This is a genomic window from Rhodopirellula sp. JB055 (genome assembly GCF_043100905.1).
GTDB lineage: Bacteria > Planctomycetota > Planctomycetia > Pirellulales > Pirellulaceae > Rhodopirellula.
Map to the genome: position 1 here is coordinate 1 of NZ_JBICHO010000215.1, position 15,890 is coordinate 15,890.

Genomic DNA, 15,890 nt, shown 5'->3' on the forward strand with positions numbered 1-15,890 from the left:
CAGCAATGCCTCCTGACGGCCCGCTTTGAATTTGTAGGTTGAAATTCTCGCTGTGGGGCGTTCAGGGGCCCCAGGTCGGTGTATTCTGCTGGGATGGTTTGGTGTTCGGTCCCTGGTGTTTCGCTCAGGGCAGTGCAGTCAGGCAAAGCGATTGGTTGGGGCTGCGCAAACGTGCTGAGGGCTTTGGCTGATCGGCGGTGGAAATCGGAAAGAACCGATGTGCCGAAATGTTGCGACAGGCGAGAGATGCAGAGGGCAATCGGCAATGAGGCGACAATCACGAGATGGTGTCAGCAACCATTGCAAAATGGCTTCTGTTTCATTTGCGAATGTGCGACTTGGTTTCACGCTGGTGGAACTGTTGGTTGTGATTGCGATCATTGGGATGCTGGTGGGATTGTTGCTGCCTGCTGTCCAAGCGGCCCGGGAAGCGGCGCGGCGAACGGATTGCAGCAACCGATCTCGGCAGTTGGCACTTGCGATTCACAACTATCATTCCGCGTATCGAAAGTTGCCGCGCGCTTGGTGGTTGGAAACGCCACCGAAGTCATTCAACGGGGGCAACTGGATGACGGCGATTTTGCCTCAGTTGGAACAGCAAGGTTTGTACGATCGAATCGACCAAAGCATCTTGTCAGTCGATCAACTGAGCCCTGGTAACGTGTCGGCTTTGCAGACTCCGATGTCCATGTTCGTTTGCCCTTCGTCACCGGGAGGGATCGAGTCACGTCGCTACCTGTTTGATTCGACTCCTGCTGGGTTGCCGTTCACGGCAACCAATTTGGCGCCTGCGGATTTTTGTCCCAGCACTGGCGTGCGTGGGGCGTATGCGAACTTCGCTTATGGGGCGACATTGTCGGGTGGCCGCGAAGGGGCGTTGCAGGTGGTCAGTCAGGTCTTTGGCGGGGATCACGATGGCCGGTTCGCTGATATCTTGGATGGGTTGTCCCACACCACGTTGTTTGGCGAGCGGACCGGAGGCAATGTGGTTTACAGTGCCGGTCGTGAAGATCCAGTGGCGACTGCGGCGTTGATTGGCGTTGAAGGTGGCGGTTGGGGAGACTTGCTCAACGGCGAGCATTGGTTGCAGGGTTCATTGCAAAGCGGATTGAGTTGGCCGCCGGTGGGTGGGCCGTGTGCGATCAATTGCACGAATGCACGTGGTTTCGGGTTTCATAGCTTTCATACGGGTGGATGTCATTTCGCGTTTGCGGATGGTTCGATTCGTTTCACCAACACCAGCATCGAGCCGAAGGTGCTAGCAGCTCAGATCACACGACGTGGTCGAGAAACGGGGGCGGAAGATGGAAGCTAGGGTGCTGGAGTGGCGATGGATGTCTGTGTTGAGGTGGGGAGGATTTTGGGGAGTGGTGTTGCTGTTTTCGTTCGGGAGCGGGTGCACTGCGTCCAAGCCGGACAATGGAATGGTTCCCGTCAGCGGCAAATTGGAAGTCGATGGTCAGCCCGCGATTGGGGTCGTGATTGAACTGCATCCACAAGAGAACGCACCCACACTCGCACGAGGCATCTCATCAGAAGGTGGACGGTTTGAAATCAGCACCATGACTCAGGGAGATGGAGCGAAACCGGGAACCTACGACGTGACGTTTGTGTGGAGTGAATTCAACATTGTCACGCGGGCGCAAGAAGGAGATCAGTTGAACGGACGCTACGCAAAACCAGGTCAATCCACGATCCAGTGGACCGTCCCAGAAGGCGATCGTTGGGACGCCGGCACGATCCGATTGTCCAGCAAGCAATAGTTCGCTGCCGCGAAGACGCTTCGTCGCTTGGTGGCGTCACTGGGCGGCGGCGATCAGGATCAGGAACAAGATCGCGGCAACGACGGCGGCAGCGATTGTCAACACAATCTTGGCGGTGGAGTAGGGTGCCGTTCCGGTCAGGTGGGTCGCATTTTGGCCGCTGATCACGACGCGGTAAAGTTGGTCGTGGTATCGATAGGCCAGCACGTAGGCGGGCAATGACAATCGCCGAGTGGTCAATCCTTTCACGACAGTTTCCACGTGCACGTTGCGAAATCGCGAACCGGGAATCTGTGTGTTCTCGACATGTGTTTGTGCCATCCGTCGCAACGCATCGCGGACTTGCTGGCGGGCTTGCGATCGCTGGACATCGAATTGCTCTCGGGTGACGCCATCTTTGAGATTGGGTTCCGTTCGAGCAGTTCGCAGGTCCAAACCTTGACTGACGGCAACGGCTTCGGCTTGCGAGAGCCCGCGTGAGGCGGACACGAGAATGTTTTGAAACACCACGTCGGTTTGTCCGGCGTGGGGTGCCCAACTTGATCGTTGTGAATTGGCATTGGAGTCAGCCGCCCAACTGATTTTGCACTCGGTGTCGAAGACCCAGGCGACCCAGTAAAGCGGGTGCAGATCGTCGATGTGAGAAGCGGAAGTCAGGTCACTGGGGCGGAACCAACCCAGTGAACCCAACCATTGTCGCAGCGCCCGCTGAGCGTCATCGGGAGTCAGGACGAATGGCAAATAGGCTTCGGTTTGTTCCATCGGGTCCACGATGGTTTCGATCTCAACGATGCCATCGCAGAACGAGCATCGCAGTGCTTGGTGTTCTGGATCGAAAGCGACAGCGGCCCCGCAGCCTTTGCAACGCAAAATCTTGGCGGTTGTTTGCAGCTTGGGCGAAACGCTGGGAGGTGCGGATTGACCGCAGATCGAACAGCGCAGGTCACCTTGTTCGAGTGGTGTGTCGCAGCGAGAGCAAAGAGAAATGATTTCGGGCATCGTCGACTCACTGCATGGCGAAAAGAAGCACGATGAAAGCGATGAACAGCAGCACGGCACCGATCACCAGTGCAACCTTGGTGGTTGAGGTGGGGACATCGCCCGCCACGCGCCCTGTTTGCCCATTGACCAAGATCTGGACCGGAGGTTCGTTTGCGTCGTAACGGACCGCGAAGCACCAGATCGGCAGAAGCGTCAGATCAATCACCTCGCGAGACAACTGTGTCCGATGTTGCAGGTTGCGATGAGAGTCCCCTGGTAGAAAGTGTTTGAGTTGTGCCCCGACTTTGGCGACCGTTTCAGCGTGAGCGAGCTTGAAACAGGTGGTTTGGTCCTTGGAGGGAAGTTCCGCGAGCCATCCCGTGATGATGGAGGGCGAGTATCGGCGAAGGGCTCGCAGGTCGAACGGTTCGATGGCTTCTAGCGAATCGTTGTCGGTGCCTTGCGAAGCGGTGACGATAACATCCAGGACATAGCACGAATGGTGCCCCGTCAGACTTCGCCATTCCGTTTTGGTGACGGTCCGTGTTCTCGTGACGGGTTTTCCTTTTGAGTCGGTCGTGGTGTAGGTTTCCGTTTCGGTGTAGTTCTCGCCAATGCTCGCTGAGTACTGTGTGTCCGCGACGGCACCGTAAAGATAAGCGGGCAGATAAACCCCGCGGGTGCAATCGGGTGCGGCGCGTTTGAAATCAGAACGAGCGAACCAGTGGGCTCGGCTGAGCCATTGCTTGACCAGTTCGGTCGCACGTTCTTGGTTGATCGCGAAACCAATGGCGAAGGTCGGCCTGGGGCGATTGGCCGACGGAGGCCGCTGGATCACCGATGGCGAGGCGCAATACGGGCAGATTGTCGCCAGCAAGCCAGACATACCTGTGAGCGCAGCCCCACAGGATTGGCAGGCAATCTCTTGCAGGTCAGGCTCGGTGGTCATTTCCGCTGCGGACATTCGAGAGGGGCTTGGTTTCTTTCAGGGGACAGGAAAGCAGGCAGGGTGTTGCGGAACGGCGAGATCAAAAAGGTGGGGTGAGGGCAGGGGAGTTCCGGCATTAGCAAGGCTGCGTTTGCTGGGGTTTGGGGCGCGTGGTGGCGAATTTGCTTCGAGTTGATTCAGTCCGTTCGATTCAGATTGGTCTTCGCTTGCATTGGTTTGGGCCTTTATCGCACTGAATTGTATTGAGAGAATACACTTCATGCAGGTTGCGTTGAGGTCCTCCGCTGAGTCACCTTCGGCACGAGCTCGCAGCGCAATTGACCAAACCGGTAGGATGGATTTCAATTTCACGTTGACACGCCCCGGCAATCTGTTGGAGTCGTCCGAGCAGCGGTGGAGCGATTTGTTGCATTTGTGAAGCGGGACGTGGATCCGCACACATCCTGTGGTGTTTGGCGAGACATCGTGCATTGTGGCCCGTCAGCGTGACGTGAGCTCTTTTCCAAGTGTTCTTTCACTCGAGGATGGAAGCACGGGTGAATTCAACCGCGACTACCGAAAATCAACAAAGTCTGACTCGCAGCCTGGTCAATCCGTTGGCGGTGGCGGCGGTCATCATCGTGTTGGTCATCAGCGGGGTGATCGCGTTCAACAACATTCGCGAGCTTCAGGAAACGCGGCTCAAAGTTGGGCTGACGTTGAAGGTGCTGGCGTCCTTGGCCGAGATTGAAGGCGCGGTGACGGATGCGGAGCGGAGCCAACGGGATTATCTGATCACCGGTGATTCGCTGCATTTGGAGCCGTTCCATGTCGCCGTCCAGCGCACTCAGGAAGGGCTGAGAGAATTTGAAGAGCTGACCGAAGATCACGCGGTTCAGCGAGCCAAGTTTGACGAACTTCGACCCTTGGTCGAGGAACGCATTCGGCACCTCCATGTTGTCTTGGAGGTCCGAGAGAAAGAAGGTCCGGAAGCAGCCCGCGACGCTGTCATCGAAAATTCGCGTCGCGATTTGATGGGCAACATCGAGAAAAAAGCCATCTCGATGAGAAAAATCGAAGAGGACTTGTTGGTGGTGCGTGAAGCGATGGCAACACGAGCCTACCGCAGTGGGATTGTCACTTCGGTGTCCTCCACGTTGATTGGTTTGATTCTGGTGGGCAGCGTGCTGTATCTGCTGGAACGCAACCGCCGCAAGGCCGAACGGGATGCGCTGATGTTGAACTCGACTCGTGAACGAGTCCAGTTGGCACTGGATGCCGCTGAAATGGGGGCCTGGAACATTGATCCCAAGACCAACACTCTGCGGACGGATGAACGGTACCGCCGAATCCACGGTGTCGAACAAGAGGAAATGACTTTTGAGGATTCTCTGAAACGCATTCATGCGGATGATCGCGCGAGGGTTCGGCAAGCGATGCGAGCGTCGATGTCGCCTCTGGATCCTTCGCCATATTCTGTCGAGTACCGCGTCGTGCATGCGGATGGTTCGATTCGGTGGGTGTCGAGCAAGGGGATCGCTCGCGTTCACAAGCAACGTCGTGCCGCTGTGCTGACCAGTTTCGATGGCACCGTGGCGGACGTGACGGAACGCAAACGTCAGGAAGAACGCTTGCAGCGAAGTGAGCAAATTGCGTTGGCCGCAAATCAATCCAAGAGTGAATTCTTGGCCAACATGAGCCACGAAATTCGAACCCCGATGGCCGCCATTCTGGGGTATGCCGATGTGTTGTTGGGGCACTTGGAAGATCCCGACAACCGGAATTGCGTGATGATCATGAAACGCAACGGGGAGCACCTGTTGTCGTTGATCAATGACATTCTGGATTTGTCACGCATCGAGGCCGGCAAACTCAGTGTGGATACAGAACAGGTTCCGTTGCTACGATTGGTGGGCGACATTCAGTCTTTGATGCAGGTCCGGGCGGACGAAAAGAAGATTGATTTTCAAGTCGTATTCGAAGGCAAGGTTCCACTGTCCATTGAGACCGACCCAACTCGGTTACGACAGGTGTTGATCAACTTGATTGGCAACGCGATCAAGTTCACGAATGAGGGCAGCGTGCAGTTGAAAGTGTGCTTCGTGAACGGAGCCGATCCGCCGGTGATTGAATTTTCCATTGTCGACACTGGCATTGGCATCAGCAAAGAACAGCAGAATCGGTTGTTCAAACCATTTTCACAGGGCGATGCCTCGGTGACGAGAAAGTACGGAGGCAGTGGGTTGGGGCTGGCAATCAGTCAGAGATTGATTGAGATGATGGAAGGCGAAATGTCACTCGACAGCGAATTGGGCAAAGGGTCGACGTTCTTCGTTCGGTTGCCAGTGCATTCGATGGATGGTGTCGAGTTGGTGAAGCCCGAACTGGTCAAGCAAACGCCTCGACCGGAGGACGGGTCGGTCGAAACCCCTGTGTTGAACTGCCGTGTGTTGGTGGTGGATGACCGGCGAGATGTCCGTCATATCAGCCAGCATTTTTTGGAAAAGGCGGGCGCGAAGGTGTCCACCGCAGAGGACGGTCAGGAAGGCGTGGACGCGGCGATCCAGGCTCGGGACGCGGGCGACCCGTTTGATTTGATCGTGATGGACATGCAAATGCCCCGAGTGGATGGGCTGCAGGCGACGACGTTGTTGCGTTCCGCTGGGATTGATTGGCCGATCATCGCCCTCACCGCGGATGCAATGAAAGGCGACCGGGATCGATGTCTCAACGGCGGCTGCGATGATTATTTGTCCAAGCCCATCGACCATGTAAAGTTAGTCAGCATGGTGGCCCGATACACACGTGAAATCGGACTCGATGATCTGGCGGAACGTCGTCTCCTTCGCGCGAATCAATTGCGGGAAGAAATGGAACGCCAGGGGGAGACGAGAGGCTGAATTTGAGCTTGGATTCCAGGCATAAGGAATCCGCAACCGAGTTGCATTCTTATAGGAATGAGTTGACCAGGACAGCCAAAGCAGCACCGGTGAGTGGGCCCAGCACGGGAACCCAGGCATACCCCCAATCACTGCCTTGTTTCCCTTGGATAGGAAGCAGAGCGTGAATCAGTCGCGGGGCAAGGTCTCGGGCTGGGTTGATCGCATACCCGGTGGTTCCGCCCATCGACAGACCGATGCCAAACACGAGCAAACCAACTGGCAACAACCCGATCGATCCCAGGCCCAATACGGGGGCATTCTCGACCGGTTCGGCCCCGGAGCTGAAGCCTGGTGCCACCATCAAAAAGATGGGCAAGATCAATGCGAAGGTGCCGATCGCTTCGCACACAAACGCTTGCGGAAGATTGCGAATGTTGGGGGCCGTGCTGAAGCAGGCCAGCATGCCATCGGGATCGTCGGCCGCCTGTCGGAAGTGTTCGCGGTAGAACACATAGACCAGCAACGCCCCGGCCATTCCGCCTAGCATTTGTGCGACAACGTAACCGCCGCTGTCGGTCAGTGTGAAGCTCTCGTCGGCGAGGTACATCGCAAGCGTGACGGCGGGATTCAGGTGCGCTCCACTGTATTCATTGGCACAGAATGCTCCGATGAAAACAGCGATTCCCCATCCTGCTGCAATCACAATCCAGCCCCCCTCGTTCCCTTTTGTTTGGGGGAGAACGACGTTTGCGACCACTCCATTGCCAAACAAAATCAGGAACATGGTTCCAACGAACTCTGCCACATACGGATGCATCGATCCACCTTCTTCGATTTGCGAGTGAATGGCGGCAATTTGAAATGCAAGGGATTGGTCGCCAGCCCAGTCCCTTTTCCCACCGTTCAAGGCAGGTCGACTCGAACTTGAGGAACTGGTCTCAGCCGAGGGTTTGCCCGCCGTCGACGGGGAGCAATTGGCCGGTCGTCATGCTGGTTCCCGTTGCGAAAAACAGGACCGCGTCAGCAATGTCTTCCGGCTGAGATGCCTTGGGCAGCGGGTAGTCCGCGACCATTTCATCGAGGTCCCAATTGGGATTGCCTTGTCGAATCCAGCGGCTGTCGATCGGGCCGGGGCAAACCGCGTTGACGCGAATTTTGGGTGCGAGGGATCGGGCCAGCGATTTCGTGAGTGTGTTCAATCCACCTTTGCTGGCACAGTAAGCGATGGAGGAACCCGACCCTGTGATACCGGCAACGGAGCTGACGTTGACGACGGAGCCACCCTCGCCTTCGCGAAGCAATTCAGCGGCGGCTCGTGTGACAAAGAAGGGACCCTTCAAGTTCACGCCGAGGATGCGGTCCCACATCGGTTCCGTCAGGGTTTCGAGTTTGGCGTGTTCGATGAATTCCGTCGTTGCCGCATTGTTGATCAAGCAATCCAAGCGACCAAACGTTTCGCGAATTTGGTGAAGCATCGCACGGACGTCATCGTCGATTGAAACATCACACCGAATCAACATGGTTTTCATGCCGATGGATTCCACGTCCGCAGCCGTCTGTTGGGCTTCGGTCTCGCTGCGTGAGTAATTGATCACGATATCGTGACCTTGCCGTGCCAGCCCGATCGCACAGGCTCGGCCAACTCCCGTGGCGGCGCCAGTGACCAACGCGACGGGACGTGGATGAGATGACATCAAGAACTCGTTGGGGATGGGAAGAGACAAGCCAAGTCAAGCAACGTGCTGATTCTACAGCGTTGGAAGCGAGGCTTTGGGGGGCGCCGATGCAGCTTTGGCTGCGAGATTGCGAACCAGCGACCGAGCGACTTGGTCGAACGGAGCGCGAGCACGCTGATCGTTGGCAAGCACCTCAGCCAATTTGCCAGCGTCGCCAGCTTCACGAAGCGCGATGTCGATCGGCAATCCGCCCAGGTAAGGAACGCTGAGTTGTTCGGCTTTGTCACGTGCCCCACCACGGCCGAAGATGTCGAAGGTCTTGCCGCAATCCGGGCAGTTGAATCCGCTCATGTTCTCGACCATTCCCGCGATCGGAATGTTGACCTTGCGGAACATGCTGATGGCTTTGACCGCATCCAACAGCGCGACTTCTTGTGGGGTGCAAACCACGACGGCGCCGGTGATTGGAATCGCTTGCGAAAGGGTCAAAGCGATGTCGCCGGTGCCTGGTGGCATGTCGATGACCAAATAATCCAGTTCACCCCAGGAGGTGTCTCGGAGAAATTGTTGGATCGATCCGTGCAGCATCGGGCCTCGCCAAATCACGGCTTGGTCCGGTTCCAGCAAAAATCCCATCGACATGACTGGCATGGCACCAGCGGTCTCCGGCGGGACGCCTGATTCGCCGTTGGGGCCGAGACGAATTGGTTCGATCTTTTTGTCTTCGGAGATGGCTGGCCGACCAGACAGGCCGAGCAGGTGCGGGACGCTGGGACCGTACACATCGGCATCCATCAGACCAACGCTGGCACCGAGTCGGCGAAGCGTCAGCGCCAACGATGTCGCCACGGTACTCTTGCCGACGCCACCTTTGCCGCTGCCGACCAGAATCACGCTTTTGGCTTTCAATCCGACCTGGCCCAAGCGAGCGGGTGGTCGGGCGTGGACCGGCGTCGCAACTTCGATCGTTTTGCCAGGGGCAACGGTCAGAGCCAGATCGCGGATCGTGTCCGCGATTTCGTCCGCGATGGGTTGGCAGTGGGATGTGATCCCGACGGACAGTTTGACCGTGTCGCCGTCCAGCGTGATTTCACCCAATTGCCCCGTGCTTTGGATGGGGCGTCCGGTTTCAGGGTCCGGGTGTTGGCCAATTCGTTCGCGGAGCGAGGCGATCAGGGCGTCGGGTTCGACGGGAGTCGTCATTTCAAAAACCAGGGGCGATCAAGACCAGGGAAGCGGTGTCACGAGTTGGCATCCAGCAATTCGCCGATGTCCAGCAGGTGAACTTGGCGTCCGCCTTCGTTCTGGTCAACCGCGTGGGGGCTGTCGATGGCAACGGTGCGGCCATCGGGGCTGCATCTCGGGTGCGTGTCGCACCGCCACTCGCCGGTGTAGCGTTTGGGCGAAGGGAAATGCCCCAGATCAAAACGGCGATCGCTGGGAACGTGATACAGATAGACCGTTTGGCGTCGAGACTTGCTTGGGTAGGTGTCGTTCAGAATCCAATCCCCATAGTTGCCAGCGAGGTAAGTGTTGTGACCGTTGGTCGGCATTTTGTCGGCCCCGACCCGGTGAACGACGTCCGTTTGGTCCTCAAAAACGTAGAAGCCGTTGGGTTGGCCGGCCGGGCGGGTCCACATCGTCACGGCATCGTCGCCTTTCCAAATGAAGTGCGAGGTGTACCCGGAAGGATCGAGCACGTGCAGATCGGAACCGTCCATGTTGGCGGTCAACATACGCGTGACGAAGCCACCTTTGTATTTCAGTGTCGCCGGATCAAACTCGGGGCGATATCGGTGCAGGACAATGAACCGCGTACCCGATGGGTTGATCAGCAGGTGATTGAAGTAGTGCCAGGCGTCAGCATGTTTGTCGCCATCGGGCCAGGGCAATTGAGCGACTTGGGCCAGGGACAGGACCAGTTCACTGCGGCCGGATTGCAGATCCACACGCCACACTCCGGATTCCTCCGGGGCCCGTTCGTCCACATGGGGATCGGCCAAACCGGAGTAACCGTAGCCCGGGCGAAGGTTGTTGATACGTCGGAAATCGGCTGATAGACCGGTCCGTCCGTCTTGGCTGATCGTGTAGATCGGCCGATCGATCGTTTTTGTCAGTCCCGATTCCAAATCACGGATGCGGCATACGAACCGGTCACCATCTTGATCGTTCCAGAGAACGCGTTTGCCGTCTTTGCCGACGAACTGCAGCATGCAACCTTGCTGCCATCCCCACGCTTGGCTGGTTCCCAGCGGGATCCATCGGTCGTTTTGGGCGGTGTCGACGTAGCCCACGCCGATGCGATCATCCGCGTGGGGGCTGCGGCCTTCGAAGTCGACTTGGTTGGACAGCACGAAGCGGCCGGTGGGGTCGAATTCTTGTTTGTCGTAATACCCAAACCAGTGGAACTTTGGGCCGTGTGTGATCGTACGAGTGGGAACGAACGTTTCCAATGGTCCGGTTTCGCTGGTCGATTCTTTTCCAAAAGATTGTGAACAGGCGTGCATTGCCAGCGCGGAGCCAGCGACCAGGTTGGTCGCGAGAAATTGGCGACGGTGAAGGGGGGAGGATGGGGGCATCGAGGGTGCTCCGGCAGCGAGGTGGGACATGGAGGTAGGGCCCGAACGGGAGGCAGACGCTGGCGAGGCATGCGTCTGAGGGGCAGTTTAGCAGTTGCGGGCAGGAGGGGGTGTGGTTGGGGCGTCCTGAGGGAACTGCGCCGAAGCGGGCGGGAGCAGTTCCGGAACAGCTTTGCGAGGGACGAATCTGGCTGCTGGAACGCAGCGAGAGCGGTCGAGAAGAGTGACCGAGAGAAAACGTCACGACCAAGGACAGTCGCGGGAAGACACGCTAGCGTTGTTCGCGATAGGTGGTGAAGCTGAGAAAGGCGAGCAGTCCAGAAAAGATGACGAATCCAAGGTTCATCAGCATGCTGGCCGACCCGAGAGGAGCCATGTCGTTCATTCCAGCCAGGCCGAGCAGCAGGTCGGCTCCGAAAAGCACCAGCAGCAAAATGGACGCCACAAGGCTGATTAGACAAAGCGCCTTGGGCATGGACGGGAACCTCAATCGATGTCGGAAAATCAGGGTGCAGTGAGATCGGGGCAGGGCCCCGGAATGGGCGAGCGTACCAGCTCGCGTGGCAAGGATAACAAACTCGCCTTCTAGGTTTGGCCGTCAGTATAGTTCAACGAAAAGAAAATACCCAAGTTCACGTGATTTCGCTATTTCCTCGTCGCAGTTCGGTCGGATTGGACTGCTTGCAACAGTTGTCTGGAGGCAATCCGCCTATCGTTTTAGCCGGAACGATGCGACGATAAAGGCGTGTGCTACCGGAAATTCGTGCTGGCGAGCGTGGTTCGGGTTTCGCACGCATTGAATGGACAGACTCTCTTTTGACAGGCAACCATGCGTCGGACGCTGTTATTGATCCCTCATGAATTCGCGGGCTGGCCCATTTTTGGGGTGGGTTGGGCGTTGTTTTTTTTGGTGATCGCCGTGTTGGCCTTTGTGGGCTGGGAATCTCGCCGCGGTGGCGTCGGGGCTGCGGCAGCCATTCGTCAAATTGCGGGTTTTGCACTGACGGCAGCCGTGATTTTGGTGTTTGTGGTTCCGCGAACCGAACTGGTCAATTCGCTGGGGGAACCGGTCGGTGTGGCGGTCCGTGGGTACGGCATGTTCCTGATGCTAGCCGCGATCGCGTCGGTGGGGCTGGCCGCTTGGCGGGCGGAGCGAGCTGGATTGGGGGCCGATTCCATTTTGCAGTTGGCGCCCTGGACGTTCATCGGCGGATTGCTGGGGGCGAGGATTTTCTACGTCACGCAGTACTTTCACGATTTTCTGCGGCCGACCTGGACGGAAACGTTGATGTCGATGGCGGCGCTGAACCAGGGTGGTTTGGTCGTTTACGGCGGATTCATCGGTGGCTTCATCGCTTCGATGATTGCGCTCAAACGCCACGGGACACCCATTTGGCGAATCGGGGACGTGATCATTCCCTGCGTCTTTGTGGGATTGTTGTTTGGCCGCCTGGGGTGCTTGATGAACGGGTGTTGCTACGGCGGTGCTTGTGAAGCGGGCCCGTTGGCGGTGCGGTTCCCGGCAGGTTCGCAGGTCCACGCGGAACAATTGCTCTCGGGCGAATTGCTGGGAATCCAAGGGCACCCAGTCTCCGCCGAGGAAGAGGTTTCGCCGGGACAGGCTCAATTGGTTGTTGATTCGGTGCGTCCGGATTCCTTGGCCAGCCAAGCGGGAATCGACGCGGGACAAACGCTGACCATCGCTTTGGACAGTTCTTATCGAGACGAGGTGCCGTTGGACCGGCCGGTGGAAGAAGCGTTGCCCGGTGTGTTTGTGCTAAAAGACGACGAAGTTCTGGCAAGATTTTCGCCCCAGGACCTGCCGTCGATTGCGGAACCGGTGTGGGGCACCCAAATTATCAGCTCGGTTTTTGCTGCTGTCATGTTCGTGGTTTTGTTGATCGTGGAACGAGTTCTGCACCGAGCACCCAAGCAGGCGAGCGAAACCGAGATCGAGCAAGCTGACGCAGGGGGGCGTCGTCCTGGCGTGTTGATGCTGATCGGATTCATCGCCTACGGCGTATTGCGAATCGTGTTGGAGTGGATTCGCGTGGATGAAAAAGGACAGTTTGGAACCTCCTTGTCAATTTCTCAGTGGGTCAGTTTGGTGGTCATCGCGGCGAGCGTGGTGACATTGATCATCCGTTGGCGAGGGGGGGCGGAAAGCGAGACCGGTACCTTGGCGAGCGCGAGCGACTTATGAAAATTGCCTGTTTCAGCACCAAGCCCTATGACGAGCAGTTCTTGTCAGCGGCCGCAAAAGAATTCGAGCATGAATTTGCGTTCTTGGAGCACCGACTCGACGCGTCCACGGTGGTTCTGGTGGAAGGATGTGATGCCGTTTGTGCCTTCGTCAACGACACGCTCGATCGGTCCGTGCTAGAGAAGCTGAGCGAGTTTGGAATCGGATTGTTGGCGATGCGCTGCGCTGGGATCAACAATGTGGATCTGGATGCGGCCGCGGAATTCGGAGTTCGCGTCGTGCGGGTTCCTCGCTATTCGCCTTATGCGGTCGCCGAGCATACGGTTGGTTTGATTTTGACTTTGAACCGGAAAATTCACAAAGCCTACAACCGCGTGCGTGAGAACAACTTTTCCATCGACGGGTTCTTGGGATTCGATCTGCAGGGACGAACGTTCGGTGTGATTGGAACCGGAGCAATCGGTCGTGTTCTGGCAAAAATCATGAACGGGTTTGGGTGTCGGGTGTTGTTGTACGATCGGTTTCCAAACGAAGAGGGCAAGCAGCTCGGTGAGTATGTCGGTTTGGATGATCTGTTAGCGGAGTCCGACTTGGTTTCGTTGCAGTGCCCGTTGACGCCAGAAACTTACCATTTGATCGATGCCGATCGGCTTCGCAAAATGAAACGCGGCGCTATGTTGATCAACACGTCGCGTGGTGGATTGGTGGACGCATCTGCGGCGATCGAAGGATTGAAATCCGGCCAGTTGGGCGGGTTTGCCTTGGATGTTTACGAGGAAGAATCGGGCGTGTTTTTCGAGGATCTTTCTCAGGAAGTCATGCAAGACGATGTGCTTTCAAGATTGATGACGTTCCCCAACGTTTTGATCACCTCCCATCAAGCGTTCTTCACCCGGGAGGCATTGGAGACGATTGCTCACACCACACTTCAAAGCATCGACGCATTCGGTCGGGGGGATGATCTGGTCGATGAGGTGGTTGCGACGCCATCATGACATCTGCACGTCTTCGCTGTGATGAGTGGATGGACGATCCCGGATTGGATCCGGAGCGTCATCGACTCGCTCTCGCTGGATTGGCTCGATTGAACCGGCTCAGTCTGGTTTCGAGAGTCTTTTATCCTCGACTGGTTCGCTTGGCGGCACAGCAGCCACGTCGACCTCTGCGCGTATTGGATGTTGCCAGTGGCAGTGCCGATTTGCCGATTGATTGGTTGTGTCGAGCCAAGCGGGAAGGCATTCGAATGGAAGTCACCTCGCTGGATCGCAGCCAATACGCAATGGATTTTGCGTCGGAAAAAGCCAAGGCCGCTGGCGTGACGATGGGAACGGTGGTGCGAGATTGCTTGGTCGATGGATTGCCCTCCGGGTTTGATGTGGTGACCAATTCGTTGTTCATGCACCACTTGGAAAACCACCAAGCCGTTCGGCTGATCCAAGAGATGTGGCGTGTGAGCGAGCGGGCTGTCGTGATTTGTGATCTGGATCGCTCCAAGATCAACACGGCCTTGGTCGCGGTCGCGTCCCGTTTGGTTTCGCGAAGCGATGTGGTGCACCACGATGCAACCGCCAGTGTTCGAGGTGCGTTCAATCGGCCTGAGTTCGCTGCGCTTCTTCGACAAGCGATGGGGTACGACATTCCGGTTCGGATCGCGTTTCCTTGCCGTTTTCTAGCGGTGATCGACCAAGCCTGTGTGGCTGAATTGGTGGGCAGTGCTTCACCCATTTTGTCAGGGGCCATCCCTTGATCGCCCGCGATGATAAGGGAGGCCTCGGAAAGGTCTCGTTCATTGGTGCCGGCGTTTCTGGGTGCGCAGCAGCGGCTCGTTTCGTTCAGCGAGGAGCCCAGGTCACGTTGTTTGAGAAATCACGGTTTCCTCGCGAAAAAGTTTGTGGGTGTTGCTTGGGAGCCGCGGGATTGTCGGCACTGGATGCGATCGGGGTCGGCCAGTCGGTCCGGGAACTGGGGGTGCCCACCAAATTTTTTCGAGGGATTTTTCAATCGTCTGCGTCTGACTCTTCGGCCGTCGCAGATCGCGGTGCGGTTAGGCAGCCAGTGCCGGGCGTTTGTATTCCCTTCCGCCCAGGCGTCGCGATATCGCGAGCAAAGTTGGATTCGCATCTGCTTCAGTTTGCGGTCCAGTCCGGTGTTGAGGTGCGTCAGCCTTGCGAAGCAACCATTGTCGCACAGTCCGATGAGCAAGTTTGGATCGATGGGGGAATGGATTCACCGGAAGCGTTTGATCTGGTCGTGGTGGCCGCGGGATTGACCGGCCGGTTCCGGCAGAAATCAGCTCCGGACCTTGGTTGGATCGAAACGCCGCAAGGGCCATTGGGTGTTTCCACGCAGATGAGCAAGTCGGAAGCCGAAGAAATTGGCTGGCAGTTGGATGAGGGTGAGATCCAAATGCATTGTGGACGTGATGGATACATCGGGATCGTGCGGCTGCCTGATGGCGGTTTGGATTTAGCAGCTGCGATTCATCCGCGACGGAAATTGAATTCCGCCACGGGAGGGGGGCGGCGAGCCATTCAAACGCAGATGTTGTCTTTATTGCTGGGCTCTGGAAGATTCAGTTGGTCGCAAGCTCGACAATTGGAACGTTGGTTCTTGGGGGACGCCCAGTGGCAGACGACACCTCCACTGAGGCGAAAGCGAGTTAGCGGAAAAGGGCGGGTTGTCGCCATTGGCGACGCAGCCGGGTACGTGGAACCGCTCACCGGCGAGGGAATGACCTGGGGAATCGAGAGCGGTTTAGCAGTGGCTGATTTTTGGGCTTTGTATCGGTTGACGCAATTGACGCCTAACGGTGTGGGCGATTTTGGTGCACACTGGGATTCACAAGCAGTGACGTTTCAAAACCGCCGTCGGCAATTGT

The 15,890-nt window shown here is 57.2% G+C and carries 14 protein-coding genes; 7 read left to right on the plus strand and 7 right to left on the minus strand.

All coding sequences use genetic code 11. The annotated features are described in order from the left end of the window. The first annotated feature begins 307 nt into the window (after positions 1–307). Positions 308–1,315, plus strand: coding sequence for a DUF1559 domain-containing protein (locus ACF8AM_RS08860; protein WP_392555289.1), 1,008 nt, complete (start codon positions 308–310; stop codon positions 1,313–1,315). 19 nt (positions 1,316–1,334) lie between these two features. Next, positions 1,335–1,763, plus strand: coding sequence for a hypothetical protein (locus ACF8AM_RS08865; RefSeq protein ID WP_392555290.1), 429 nt, complete (start codon positions 1,335–1,337; stop codon positions 1,761–1,763). Between the two features lie 36 nt (positions 1,764–1,799). Here the strand turns inward: ACF8AM_RS08865 and ACF8AM_RS08870 are convergent, their stop codons facing one another. Next, positions 1,800–2,762 carry a hypothetical protein gene (locus ACF8AM_RS08870; RefSeq protein ID WP_392555291.1) on the minus strand — a complete coding sequence of 321 codons (963 nt, stop codon included), beginning with the start codon at positions 2,760–2,762 and terminating at the stop codon, positions 1,800–1,802. A gap of 7 nt (positions 2,763–2,769) precedes the next feature. Continuing rightward, positions 2,770–3,708: a hypothetical protein gene (locus ACF8AM_RS08875; RefSeq protein WP_392555292.1), complete on the minus strand. Its 939-nt coding sequence runs from the start codon at positions 3,706–3,708 to the stop codon at positions 2,770–2,772. Between the two features lie 509 nt (positions 3,709–4,217). Between ACF8AM_RS08875 and ACF8AM_RS08880 the strand changes: the two genes are divergently transcribed. Then, complete coding sequence (locus tag ACF8AM_RS08880; RefSeq protein ID WP_392555293.1) at positions 4,218–6,572, plus strand: ATP-binding protein; 2,355 nt, start codon at positions 4,218–4,220, stop codon at positions 6,570–6,572. A 49-nt stretch (positions 6,573–6,621) separates the two neighbouring features. On the opposite strand, the gene ACF8AM_RS08885 is transcribed toward ACF8AM_RS08880, so the two are convergent. From ACF8AM_RS08885 to ACF8AM_RS08905, 5 genes are all read right to left on the minus strand, one after another. Then, entirely contained in the window at positions 6,622–7,371 is a 750-nt protein-coding gene (locus tag ACF8AM_RS08885) for an MIP/aquaporin family protein (RefSeq protein WP_392555301.1), read from the minus strand. 121 nt (positions 7,372–7,492) lie between these two features. After that, positions 7,493–8,248: an SDR family NAD(P)-dependent oxidoreductase gene (locus ACF8AM_RS08890; RefSeq protein WP_392555294.1), complete on the minus strand. Its 756-nt coding sequence runs from the start codon at positions 8,246–8,248 to the stop codon at positions 7,493–7,495. Positions 8,249–8,302: 54 nt separating this feature from the next. Next, the gene (locus ACF8AM_RS08895) at positions 8,303–9,433 is read right to left on the minus strand and encodes a P-loop NTPase (RefSeq protein ID WP_392555295.1); all 1,131 of its coding nucleotides are present in this window, start codon (positions 9,431–9,433) and stop codon (positions 8,303–8,305) included. 38 nt (positions 9,434–9,471) lie between these two features. Continuing rightward, positions 9,472–10,809 (minus strand): hypothetical protein, encoded by a 1,338-nt coding sequence (locus ACF8AM_RS08900; protein ID WP_392555296.1) that lies wholly within the window; start codon positions 10,807–10,809, stop codon positions 9,472–9,474. Positions 10,810–11,080: 271 nt separating this feature from the next. After that, on the minus strand, positions 11,081–11,284 hold the full coding sequence (locus tag ACF8AM_RS08905) for a hypothetical protein (protein WP_392555302.1): 204 nt from the start codon (positions 11,282–11,284) through the stop codon (positions 11,081–11,083). 354 nt (positions 11,285–11,638) lie between these two features. Between ACF8AM_RS08905 and ACF8AM_RS08910 the strand changes: the two genes are divergently transcribed. From ACF8AM_RS08910 to ACF8AM_RS08925, 4 genes are all read left to right on the plus strand, one after another. Beyond that, positions 11,639–13,012 carry a prolipoprotein diacylglyceryl transferase gene (locus tag ACF8AM_RS08910; RefSeq protein ID WP_392555297.1) on the plus strand — a complete coding sequence of 458 codons (1,374 nt, stop codon included), beginning with the start codon at positions 11,639–11,641 and terminating at the stop codon, positions 13,010–13,012. Beyond that, entirely contained in the window at positions 13,009–14,007 is a 999-nt protein-coding gene (locus ACF8AM_RS08915) for a 2-hydroxyacid dehydrogenase (RefSeq protein ID WP_392555298.1), read from the plus strand. Before ACF8AM_RS08910 ends, ACF8AM_RS08915 begins: the two co-directional genes overlap by 4 nt. Then, positions 14,004–14,759: a methyltransferase domain-containing protein gene (locus ACF8AM_RS08920; protein ID WP_392555299.1), complete on the plus strand. Its 756-nt coding sequence runs from the start codon at positions 14,004–14,006 to the stop codon at positions 14,757–14,759. The genes ACF8AM_RS08915 and ACF8AM_RS08920 overlap by 4 nt, the downstream gene beginning before the upstream one ends. Beyond that, a partial coding sequence (locus ACF8AM_RS08925) for an NAD(P)/FAD-dependent oxidoreductase (protein WP_392555300.1) occupies positions 14,756–15,890 on the plus strand: 1,135 nt, incomplete at its 3' end. The genes ACF8AM_RS08920 and ACF8AM_RS08925, both read left to right, overlap by 4 nt.